Origin of the sequence: Desulfoluna sp. (genome assembly GCF_030145185.1) — a bacterium.
Lineage (GTDB): Bacteria > Desulfobacterota > Desulfobacteria > Desulfobacterales > Desulfolunaceae > Desulfoluna.
Window position 1 is genome coordinate 1 of record NZ_JAQYWB010000113.1, and the last position, 11646, is coordinate 11646.

The window sequence follows — 11646 nt, forward strand, 5'->3', positions numbered from 1 at the left end:
CGAGTTGTCAACCGGATACTCCGGACGAAAACTAGCTATGGTTCAAAGAGGAACTCACAAAGGAGGATGTTGACGATGCGGATTATTGGCGGTGCTGATGATCATGGTGTTGTTCGGCTGCGGCGGCTTCCAGGGTCAGGGGGGACGCTCTTTTCTATTTTTCTAAAGATTGTAACTGATCGAAAATTGGATGTTTTTTATTTTTTTGTTCGTCAGGTAGAAACATAGAAAAGAACGTCCCCCGAACTTCCCAAAATTAGAATTCTCTAGTCAACAATTTGACTACGTCCCCTCAGATTTCCCCCATCATCGTCGAAGATTGTGCTGCGAGCGTTTCCGCGGGATGTGACGTGGTAAACAGCACCGGGATATTCGATACGTAGCGGCCGAGCCATGGCCCCCCTCCCCCTTGAATTTCAGTTACGTCTACCTCGAAAAAATGGCGAGGCAAGACCTGACCCCTCGATCACTCCTAAAAAAAGAAGTCGTCTTTGCTTGACAGGGGAATTATAGAATGGCCCCCAAGCCCCCTCTATAGGGCCTTCCCAATTTCAATTATTGAGGGACAACGATACCTTCTATTTCAGCTTTCTTTAAAGTTTCTAGCAATATTATTGATTGCTTTTCAGATGGAATTTTGTTTGGTATTTTTGTTGCTTGAGTCAAAATATCGATCTCCATTGGGCTGAAGACACCTTTATCACTACCTTTTTCAAGGACAAACTTCCATTTCTCATTTGATATTTCAAGTACAAGTACCTGCGCCTTTATACCGTTATCGACTTTTTGAGTTTTTTTAGCTTCTTTAACCTCTTCACTAATGCTACTAGATGAAATCAATTCTGACATAAACTGTTTCGGCAACAGTTCGTCTAATGCTGAGACTTTATCTTTCAAGCGCGTCCAACAGGCATCTTTCTTACACCATTCTGAAACATTTGATATCCCCGTAGGAGGTTCTGAAATCTCATCAGAAACCAGCTTGCCAACTTGTGCTACAGCACCGATAATGGCGGGTGTGAGTTCTTGATCTTTCCAGATCTGCATAAAATCAAAAGTAACTTTTTTTGCCTTGCAAAGTTCAGAAATCATCGCGAGGGAATATGCAACGATATTTGCTCGATAACCACCCTGATACCATGATTGACCAGAGATGATCTTTTCAGTCCGCCTGAAAAGTATTGCTCTCGCAATAGCTCGCTTATAATAAAACTCATTGAAGGAATCAGGGGCTTTTTCCCACTCTTTGCCAATACGCTCTGCATACTTAGCGAAGTTCTTCTGTGCACCATGATTTACCCATTTCGGGTGTTCATCCCAAACATTTTCGAATTTAGCAAGATCTGTCTTGGTAAACATTCTTTGCTTGGGATATTCAACCTGAAATTTCTTCCGACCGGCTTGAGTCAATTTAGTCTGAGCATCCGCATACTGCCCTCTTGCTCGTTCATAAAACCATTTCGATTCACTCAAAGCTCCTGGGACAGGTCGGGCCCAGAGCCTCCTTGAAAACTCTTCCATCCGGATATGGAAAGGATGATTTGAGAAAAAATCGGCAGCGTTAACTTTGTTCTGAGTATTCGCGTATTCCGAAATTTTCGGGACAACCTCTTCACTTTTTTCTTCATCTACCACAGATAGTTTCATCTGCACAAAGACCTGTCCCAACCCAGCCCTGTCCTTTTTATTGGTGTGAAAAAGCGATGCTGTAGTTTGCCCACCATTAACAATCTGCAGGTCTCTTATCTGTTTAACAAAAATCCCTCGAGGAGTTAATTCCGTTACAACTTCCTTGGCCGTAGCCGTAATCCCATTGTTATAAGCAAAAAACATCTCAGGGTCGTTCATAATCGTTGCACGCATTCCTTTATTTACATTCCCCCTTGCCTGCAAGAAACATCGAACATTCTGTTCCAACAGCCTAGCCCCGTATTTACCATACAGACCAGCAAGAATATCACCAGGCATCACAAGGAGGTACGACTCATAATCAGCACTATTGAGATGAGCAGGCAAGCACTGCAGCCCCCCATCGCAAAGCTCTGAGAAATCAACAACGAGGTCTTCTTTTGCCCCCTTGGATGTCTGCAGCTTGAAAAACCGTGACATATCCCAGACATGATAGGAAAGTGTCCAGTGATGAAACTGAATCTCATCAAGAACTTTTATGCGCTCACTGAGGTTTCGTTCTGTAAGGAGGTAAAGATTTACTTTGGAATAGTTATTCTGCCGGTCTGAGATATCCTTGGAGAGACCATATCCGGGAGAAGTTTCTTCAAGGTCAAGGTAAAGATTTTTATCAATACTAATAGTCAGAAAATTTTCCAGTCTCTTAAATATACTCTTCAGGTCAGTTTGTGTCAGGGTTTTCAGAGAGTCCCTGTTCTCAAAATCCAGCACAAATAGATCAAGAGCAGACTCTTCCTCCTTGAACCAGTATCCATCAACCCTCATCCCGCGAGGAGCCTTGTAATGACAGGGCTCAAATCCATCAATGACCCCAGCCCCTTCCAACTCACCTGTAAGGCTCAGGAGAAATTCAGCCTCGAGAAAATCCTGACGAGCTTCGGAACCAGCAAAGGCATTCTGCCGCAAATCATGGTAGAAATCTTCCAGCGTGAAATTATCCATATCACCCCTCCATTATTGGAACTTCACATACATATTTTTTCAGGCTATTCAGATTTAAGTCGTAAGAAACATTCACAAGACCGTCCTGCAAACAATCCGGTGTAATCCGTGGGAAGTCATCTCTGACCTCAAACGCCTTTTTTTGGCTTACCATAAAGCAGGGCGAATCATAATCCTTCAGGTCAATATAGCCCGATGAATAAAGCCTGGTTTCAAAGATGTCTATTAGATCAGAATCAAGTAGCTTCGTCCTGACCCTGTCAACAATCTGATTCAGCGACTCTCCCTTTTTACAATCCTGAAACTCTGCGAGAAAAAATACTTTCAGGAATAGCCGCTTAAGGTGAGTAGCCAGTTGATTCTCGGATGATATGCGAACATTGTCTTTCTGCGAGCCTGAAACAGACTTGATTTCGACTGCATAGTCCCCCAGAACAAAATCATGTGGGCCATCCAATGGCCCCAGCCACCCCTCCAGAAATGTCAGCTGCGAAGTGGCAACCTTCAGCCCTTCATTTAAGAATTCCAGCTCCGCAAAAAGCCCTCTTACCTCCTGAGCAGATAACAGCGGCTTCTTTTTACCGCTGAGGAAAGTTTTCCATCTTTTAAGCCTCCTGTGGATGATTTCCAGGGCAACCTTAAGCTGGCTGAGATCTCTTGTGCGATCTACAAGATCCATACAAAGGCGATAGAAGATATCTGCATCTTCTTTATTCTGAAGACATAGAATAAAAAAGTACTCAGAAGTCGCGGAATGGTAAGTAAGGTCTGACTTTACCCCCCTCAATTCAACAGTCTTATCTTCCAGAAAGCAGGTCAGATCTTTATCAATCTCAAGCATCAGCAGAAAATCACCTGCTGTATTTTTTCCCCAGAAAAAATCGTGAGGTTGTGCAGAATCTATTCTCACCATTTTGAAACCAGTAACAGGGCAGTCGATCCCACTCCAAGGAGAATAATCAGTCGATGTCATAATCATCCTCCTCATCTGGTGAATCGACCATGTCCCTTTCAAGCCAGACTTTATTAACAACACATTCGACAGATCTGGTATCCCCGAACGCAGGAAAACTGAATCCTACTGCAGGCATCAAGGCAGCCTTTACATCAATATCCCCTTCGATCTTATTGAAAAGCTCAAGCAAGTGCAGCATAAGCAATGGTCGACCTCTGACAGTTTTATGTCTGTAGTCCCTGTCTGTAGGCTTATTGGGGCGGCCATTCTCCCTTGCAATCTCCTGAGCACGCGCCAATTCGCCCTCATTCAAACCGATGCTCTCTACCCCCGTTCCAGCAACCTTTTGCTTGTTACCGACATACCACCCCTCTTCTTCGCTTGGTTTCTTGATCTGGCTGTCAATTCTACCTACCTGGCGACGTTGCGCCGCCATTGGCAGAATGTCATGTGCTGGAGAGCTACCGACAAGTGAAATAAAAGCAATATCCCAACAGGGGTGCCGGTCAGAAACCTCTCTGGTGTAGCTTAATAACGCATCTTTATATCCCTGAAGCTCTCTGTGAAAGCGAAATTTCTCCATAAACTCAAGTACTAGTTCCAGAGGGACTCTACGCCAGACGACACCACCCCTCTCGTCTATTCTCTGACCATTAAAATCGTTATTCAACCGCAAGAACAGTGAAGACATCTCAGCAAGATTATCCCTGCGGATAGTTTCAGAAGCTGGCAGGACATACGTTTCTCTCTGCACTCCGTCAAAACTCACTTTAAATATCATTTTCTGGGCATGGCGCATTTTGTTCAAAGCGGTAACAAGCAGTGCATCAGGATGAGACCTTACATACAATCCAAAATCCCTAGGGCTGAAACCGTCCCTTCGCATTTGTTTGATCTGCTGCCTGAGGTCTTCTGAAGCCTCAGCAATATGTGCGTACCATCCTTGTGAATCCTCAGACAGATAAATGCGGCACAAATCATCATAGCCGGGCCTGTAACCGAACCATCTTCCCATCTGCATAAGGGTGTCATACATTTTTGTATTTCTGTACATGTAGCTTACAGTCAGACCTTCCAGCGTCAGCCCCCGCGACAAACTGAGACCGCCAATCGCTACTGCCGTAAGAGCATCACCTGCGTCCTCATACTTTCCATAATCCAGAGATTCATCAGACTTACTATTGACCAGATAGGTCTTCATCCCCTCGGAAGCACAATAAAGACTGTTCTGTACCTGTTCCCATGTTTCCGGGCAATCAGCATATTCCGCATCGAAAACATTCTTCAGCTGAGCTATCATACTGCTGCGAAGAGCTTCAGAAACTGGCTTTTTATAGTTACTCAAAATCGCATCATGGACTTCGCTGAGATAGTGCGATACATGTTCACGAATCTGCCTTTGCGTATCTACAAACCTTGAGACATTCAGCATCATGGAGCAGTGTTTGCTCTCGTGCCCCCGCAAAACCCTGATTGCTTTTGCAAGGACAAACGTCTGAAGAGCTCTCACTGCAGATGGAGGCAAATCAGGAATTTCATCAAACCTTTTGTGTGACAGAGGAATATAATCCTCTGCATCTGAGATAGTCCTCAGAACACCAGAACTGATATCGTCCTCAATAAAAACCTTATCTGCACCGAAGTAATTGCTTGGGGCATCCAGACAGTAAATAAAATCACGTGGGAACAATTCATCTCCCAGCATTTCATTTTCGTCTTTTGGATTTATAAAAATATTTGCGAATGGCGTTGCCGTATAACCTACATAGCAACTTTTTTTAAAAAGGTTCAGAAGCTGCCTTATCCAAGCGTTAGTTTTAGTCGGATCAAGATCTGGTTTATTCGTGTTTATCGAAGCATTGTCAGCCTCATCGTCAATCAACAGCATCGGAATTTTTGAAATCTGTGTATCCTGCTCTGTATTCAAGTCTCGAAGCCATTCATAAACCCGCTTCAGAGTTGTCACATTCTTTTTAATGACCAGAATTGCAGGTCGTCCTGCACTTTCATAAAGCTCAAGATCTGCAGAATGTGACGCAGCAACTTTTTTATTGAAATCACTGGTTGTATTTGTCAGTGGAACCGGACCTTTTCTAGCCTTATTACGTTTGCCTACTCCTGTACGGTTAATCTTTTCACCATCCCCAGTGAGGCCAACAAAACCTTCATCAACACGTTTTTGAGTCTGCTTCCTCAGGTTATTATGTATCCCTGCAATTACAATAATGAACCGATAACCGGCATCAGCGGCTTTAGATATCAAGCCGATATAGTTTGCCGTTTTACCGGACTGAACATGACCGACGACCAACCCTCTCCGATCCCATTCACCAGGGGTATGCGGATCATTAAGAAGCCCAAGTATCCTGTCCGTCACTTCTCCTAGAGAGTGAAGAACCTTATCTCCCCACCCTTCAATAAGCAGCTGTTCTTTGTACTCATTCCAGTATGACCATGACAGGCCTTCCTTATCGTTGACCCAATCCTCATCATGATCGTCCTGTATATCAACGAGAGAGACTCCCTCAGCCATAGTTGTAACAAGCCGGGTCTCAACCTGCTTGATCACCTCTTCAATGATATGGTCCTCAAAATTATGCGGTGATGCCAGCCTGCGAACCGTCACATCGATAAGAGCCCGATCGAGTTCTCCTGGTAGGTTTTTGCAGGTCAATAGAGCAATAACCTCAAAATCAGCTTTAAGCATTTAACTTCCCCCCAATGAAAGCGTCAACGATTTCTGGATAATCACTGAACGGTCGTACTGATCGAACAACATCCCTGAAGGTAGATTCTCCCCCATCCTGAGTAACAGAAAGTATTTCCCAGAGATCCTCCAGCCGTCCTAAAATTTCATCAGTATCAACATCTTTACTATTCTCAAACTCTTGAGGACTTACGGTATAATCAGCGTAAATAGTTTCTATCGGAATCGACGATTCAATAATAGATAGTACCTCTTCCATTTTTTTTACTTCACTGTCTTCAAGTGCAGCACATACTGCGTTGATGACAGGGTGCTTCCGGTCCAGAGCATATTCTATCAAGCCCTGTCCTGCTATCCTGATCCAGACGGGTTTTGGAACACTATCGTAGAGCCTTTTCCCCTTGCCCTTGATAACCCTGGTACTGCTGGCTGTGATTTTGCCGATAATTTTTTTGATCTGTTGGCGCACTGGGTGAGGCGGGTACGCCCTGGATTTCTTTATGTCAATTGTCCAACACTCATCCATGCTGTTATTAAAATCAATTCTGACTCTGGCAAGTTTAGTTGCCTCCCCCTTGGGAACCAACCGGAACCAGTCCCCCCACGCCATGAGCCTTCCGTTTCTGTATACATAAACACCTTGATTGTTTAGAAAATCACTCCTGCTGTTGTAAAAATCTTTTTCTTTTGCAGATAGCTTACTATGATGCGGAAGAATGTACGGCTGGATTACGACTTCATCCCCATTGATTCTTATGACCTCCTGCCGAAGGAGTTCTGTCGCTTTATTGGATGTACAGAAAGGATCAAACGCTTTTAGTTCATGGTAATTAATCAGAATGCTGAGTTTTTTCCCTCTGATTTCACCGTTCAAATAGCGATGAAAAACCAACGAGAGATGCTTGGCGACTTCTCGGATCTTTTCATTTACCAGCTTTTCGTTGACAACATCCGCATCCCCTTCACATAACCTGTCAAGGTTCTCCCATAAGACCAGCGTTCCATCTCCATGAAGCTTATCAATATTAGGGAGTGAGGCTATTTCATCTTCATCAAGAACACAAATTATCCAGTCATCACGATCTGAAACCAGCTGCAGGTCCCAAACGGCGGCAGACCTCTTCTTTCCTTTACTACTGACGACCGTCAGCTTGGTGCATTGAGAAAAAGAGGCCGTTTTCAACCCCAGACCAAAACGCCCCAGATCATCGGCAGACCGTTTTTCCCGGGGGTTACGAGAACCGTGACGCATAGCTTCAACCAACTCTGCATCATTCATCCCGACACCATTATCAACTATCGCCAAGCAGGCTCCGGATCTCAGCACATCAGAAAAAATATCTACCTTAGAGGCACCTGCCGAAATACTGTTGTCAATGATGTCAGCAACTGCCGCTTCCAACGAATATCCGAGATCCCGCATTGATTCTGAAAGAGCTGCAGCTCGTGGCGGTAGCTGTACTTCTTTCATGCTATTCCCCCTGTTTATCAATCAATGAGTGTAAAACTTGCGTCAGCTTCTCATCTTCCCTGGTCTCACATTCCCAGACCGTCAAAACAGCCCAGCCCGCCTCAAGAAGGAGTGCTTCTTTCTTTTTGTCGCGCACTACATTCTGCTCGAACTTATCCTGCCAGAAATCCACTCGAGTTTTGGGTGTATAAGCGAATTTGCACCCGGAGTGTCTGTGCCAGTAGCAACCATGTACAAAAATGGCAGTCCGATGCTTTGGAAGCACTATATCCGGACTGCCCGGAAGATTTTTTACGTGAAGCCTGAAACGAAAACCCGCTCGGTGAAGAAAAGACCGAACCCGCTTTTCGGGCGAGGTATCCTTCGAACGGATTCTCGACATATTCCAGCTCCGATGTTCTTTGGTGATTCGGTCAACCACAGTCTCCAAAAGCCTCTGTCAGTATTGTTTTTACAATCGATGCAATCTTATTAGCCAGTAAAGGCGGCACCGCATTCCCAACCTGTATATACTGCTCTGTCCTGTTGCCGCAGAAAAAGTAATTATCTGGGAAAGTCTGAATTCTTGCTGCTTCTCTGACTGTCAGGCTTCGACATTGCGACGGATCCGGGTGAATAAAATAATGACCATCCTTTGAGATATGGCAGGTCACTGTAGTCGCAGGTTTTCCCGTCACCTGAACTCTGAACCGGTCATTAAAATCACCGGAGTCTCTGTTTTTGTGTGCTGGTTTCAGAAGTTCAGGGAACTCTTCCATTTTGGGAGATCTTCCCTTTGCCTTGGCAAAGCTGGATGCGTATAGGTAACGGTGAAGATCCGACTCCATGTGTGTTCTTGCTGAATGGTTGAAAACCCCTTGAATACGTTGATCTTCATACCAAGCTTTCAGGTGGTCATCTTTTATTGGGGACGGTGACTTCTTCACAAAATTCCCACCCATATCACTTGGTGGTACTCTTAAATCCCTTAAAGCATCCCAGATATTATTCATCGTCCATCGATCCGAAAGACGTTCTATTTCATGGCTCAGCTTGTTTACTGGAAATCTTTTAACCGCCTTCATCCAGTCATGCTCATCATATTTGCCTCTGGAAATTCCACTACGTAATTCCGGAAGAGTAAGTATCTTATAAAGACTGACTTTTTTCTCCTTACGCAAAACAGATGGCTTAATCCCTTGTTGACAAATGTCTTCCCTGATGCCAAGCAGAACAACCCGGTGCCTGTTTTGGGGGATGCCATAAAGTTCAGACTCAATGATAAAATCTTTGTCAGCGAATTCAGGATCTTCGTATGAGTCAGGCGCACTGGTCAGTGAAAAAATTCGATACCTGCAACCATGTCCGTTTGCAGGGCTTCGGAGGTCTTGCAGTATTTGTTTAAAAACGGCATTGCCATTGACCTTGGAAGAAAGCAGCCCTTTTACGTTCTCCATCACAAAAACCGCCGGGCTGTGTACACCGATAATCCGCAGATACTCCTGATACAGAAAGTGGCGATCATCTTTTTCCGGACAGTAGTCTTTTTTACTTTTATTTCTGGAACGACCGGCCATTGAGTAGGCTTGGCATGGAGGACCACCAATCAGCACCCAGTTTTGTCTATCTTTGAGAGTTGCATGAATTCGAGAGTCTAGTTCTGCATTGAAATCATCATCATTTCGGAGTGTCGCATTCCATGCTTCATCTTCAGCCTTCTTAGCCTGTTCTGAAAACTTGTTCAGAGAAAAAAGTTCTTCCGGCGCCTTCCCTTCCCTCAAGAACTGAAAATATTCTGCTGGAATTTTCTCATAGGGAAACTGCCGAACAAAGCTCCTGAGCCTAAGCGTACGGTGAGCAAAAGATTCTTTTTCAACTGAAAGACCGATACGGAAGAAGGGATTGCCCTCACGCCATCCGACTTGGCTGAAGCCCTCGCCAAGTCCACCCGGGCCGGCAAATAAATCAATAATTGGTACTGCCATATAAAACTACACCCTTATATTCCTCTACGGATAACTGCCTTTTACTAAACTTCCTGATTTGTCGAATGAAGCAAACTGAAATCATTATACCCCCCGAATCGTCCGCCCTAAAGGGAATTTTCTTAGCTTTTCCACTATCACACAAAGCAGGGGTACAACGAGAACAGGGGGCGTTAGATGTTGAATCGGACCCAAGGCCCCGAACGGAAGTTGGCAGTAGAGCTTGAATGCCACCACCAACCGCTGACGTGTCCAGCCGGCCCTAAGAGCCATGGGCTTCCCTACCCTTCAATCTCCGGCCTAATAACCCATCCTCCCCGGAACACACCCCCGCACCCCACCGCGCGGCCGGGACGTATCCCCATCCCGCCTGGGGATCAGGTGAATATGCGAATGCATTACCGTCTGTCCTGCGGACTCGCCGCAGTTCATCCCGACATTGAATCCGGTGACACTCGGATCTTCTGCAAGGATGCGACTGCGGTGCTTGAACAGTAATTGATCGGCAACCCGCCGAAGGTCTTCTGGGATTTCGAAGAAATCTGTGAAATGCTCCACGGGCACAATCAACAGATGCCCTGCGGTGACCGGGTAGATATCCTCCACCACCAGCATGCCGCCCTCTTGGTCAATCGCCCTGGCGGCAAAGCCTGCGTCACAGAAGGGACAGCCTTCTTGCCTGCGAGGCTCGCCGTATCTCTCCAGCTCTTCACTTCGAATTTCCATCGCTCTGCATCATCCTTCTAAACAGATCATCCCCTCAACCGGAACTCCCTGCGGTGCTCCGCAAGATACTCCTGCGCAGGCCAAAGCTCGCGCTCAGCCGGGGAAAGGATATTTCGCCCCGAGAGGGTCTGCAAAACGCCCGGCACGTTCGGATCGGTGCCGATCTGCCGTGAGGTGATCACCCTGAACTCCTGCGACACCCCGAGCATCCCTTCGTCAAACGCCCAATGGCAGAGTTTGCACAGGGCCATGCCGTTACGTATGTCGTCATTCTGGCTTTTGCTCCAGGGAACGATATGCGCGGCATCGACCGCGGTATGCCCTTCGGGAGTTACGATGCGCAGACCGCACAGGGCACAGCGGTGATTGTAGGTAGTGACGACAACCCGGCGAAACCCCTGATCCCTGGCGACCGTTTTGTACTGAGCCGCCTCAACCGTCTCTGCCACCAGGGGCTGATGCGCCTTTTCGTACAGATCGCGGCTGTAACTGAAGGCCTCATCATTGATTGCGATCTGCTCGGCCAGGGCCTGCTGAGCTTCAGGGGAAAAATGCGCTTCGAGCAACACCTGGCGCAGCGCCTGCGCCCCGGCATCAACCCCCATCAAAGCGAACAATTCGACATCGATACGGGCCGCACAGCCGTGCTTCCGCAATTGGGTAACACTGGTGATGTTCAGGCGGCGGGCGTCGACCTCATGGCCGTCGCTGGAGAGAAGCGTCCAGAATGGTTCGCCATTGAGCCGTGAAAACGGGAAGGCAATGCTGCTGCTGTGCCCAAGCGGTGCTACTCGGCGCCAGTAGCTGTTGAAGAGGTCGTTGAGATCAACCAGGTCACCGGTTACATCGATCACCGGCGAAGAGATCGTCCCCTGGCGGACAAGATCGATTACCGCCAGCAAGAGCAGCGGCTTGTGCGGGGCTTTACGCTTTGTCTTTTCGGAGAAAATCTTATTAGGTGCGCGTATGAGACGTGCGAACATCTGCAAATATGATTCAAGCGCCATTCGATTTACGATCCCCTGAAACCCAACCGTACCTACTTATCTCATCGTTTATCCGCCGAACGAAACACAACAATAGTTTCTTGTTCGCCAGGGCCGCTCAAGTGAACCACCTTCATGCGGTAGCCCGTAAAACCTGTGTAGTTATGCGGTGTCCCATTCCTCCGAACAAAGCGGATGCCGTCATT

Annotated in this window: 9 protein-coding genes; 1 reads left to right on the forward strand and 8 read right to left on the reverse strand. The window is 46.5% G+C overall.

Annotated features, from left to right (window positions below):
- The coding region (locus Q1Q75_RS21450; protein WP_300675058.1) for a hypothetical protein at window positions 1-228 on the forward strand (228 nt) is incomplete at its 5' end.
- A 327-nt stretch (window positions 229-555) separates the two neighbouring features.
- Here the strand turns inward: Q1Q75_RS21450 and Q1Q75_RS21455 are convergent.
- The 8 genes from Q1Q75_RS21455 to Q1Q75_RS21490 form a co-directional block, all read right to left on the reverse strand.
- A complete protein-coding gene (locus tag Q1Q75_RS21455; RefSeq protein WP_300675060.1) occupies window positions 556-2631 on the reverse strand; it encodes an AIPR family protein in 2076 nt (691 codons plus the stop codon).
- Window position 2632: 1 nt separating this feature from the next.
- Entirely contained in the window at window positions 2633-3604 is a 972-nt protein-coding gene (locus Q1Q75_RS21460) for a PD-(D/E)XK motif protein (protein ID WP_300675062.1), read from the reverse strand.
- Window positions 3591-6293, reverse strand: coding sequence for a Z1 domain-containing protein (locus Q1Q75_RS21465; RefSeq protein WP_300675064.1), 2703 nt, complete (start codon window positions 6291-6293; stop codon window positions 3591-3593). Before Q1Q75_RS21465 ends, Q1Q75_RS21460 begins: the two co-directional genes overlap by 14 nt.
- Window positions 6286-7764: an ATP-binding protein gene (locus Q1Q75_RS21470; protein ID WP_300675065.1), complete on the reverse strand. Its 1479-nt coding sequence runs from the start codon at window positions 7762-7764 to the stop codon at window positions 6286-6288. Before Q1Q75_RS21470 ends, Q1Q75_RS21465 begins: the two co-directional genes overlap by 8 nt.
- A gap of 1 nt (window position 7765) precedes the next feature.
- A complete protein-coding gene (vsr, locus tag Q1Q75_RS21475) occupies window positions 7766-8185 on the reverse strand; it encodes a very short patch repair endonuclease (protein ID WP_300675067.1) in 420 nt (139 codons plus the stop codon).
- A complete protein-coding gene (locus tag Q1Q75_RS21480) occupies window positions 8178-9728 on the reverse strand; it encodes a DNA cytosine methyltransferase (protein WP_300675068.1) in 1551 nt (516 codons plus the stop codon). The genes vsr and Q1Q75_RS21480 overlap by 8 nt, the downstream gene beginning before the upstream one ends.
- A 300-nt stretch (window positions 9729-10028) precedes the next feature.
- Complete coding sequence (locus tag Q1Q75_RS21485; protein WP_300675070.1) at window positions 10029-10454, reverse strand: HIT family protein; 426 nt, start codon at window positions 10452-10454, stop codon at window positions 10029-10031.
- 26 nt (window positions 10455-10480) lie between these two features.
- Window positions 10481-11461: an HNH endonuclease gene (locus Q1Q75_RS21490; protein ID WP_300675072.1), complete on the reverse strand. Its 981-nt coding sequence runs from the start codon at window positions 11459-11461 to the stop codon at window positions 10481-10483.
- Between the last annotated feature and the right edge of the window lie 185 nt (window positions 11462-11646).

Coding starts and splice junctions, on each gene's coding strand:
- Q1Q75_RS21490 (WP_300675072.1), bottom strand. CDS start 11,461: ATGGCGCTTGAATCATATTTGCAGATGTTCGCACGTCTCATACGCGCA.
- Q1Q75_RS21480 (WP_300675068.1), bottom strand. CDS start 9,728: ATGGCAGTACCAATTATTGATTTATTTGCCGGCCCGGGTGGACTTGGC.
- Q1Q75_RS21465 (WP_300675064.1), bottom strand. CDS start 6,293: ATGCTTAAAGCTGATTTTGAGGTTATTGCTCTATTGACCTGCAAAAAC.
- Q1Q75_RS21455 (WP_300675060.1), bottom strand. CDS start 2,631: ATGGATAATTTCACGCTGGAAGATTTCTACCATGATTTGCGGCAGAAT.
- Q1Q75_RS21485 (WP_300675070.1), bottom strand. CDS start 10,454: ATGGAAATTCGAAGTGAAGAGCTGGAGAGATACGGCGAGCCTCGCAGG.
- Q1Q75_RS21470 (WP_300675065.1), bottom strand. CDS start 7,764: ATGAAAGAAGTACAGCTACCGCCACGAGCTGCAGCTCTTTCAGAATCA.
- Q1Q75_RS21460 (WP_300675062.1), bottom strand. CDS start 3,604: ATGACATCGACTGATTATTCTCCTTGGAGTGGGATCGACTGCCCTGTT.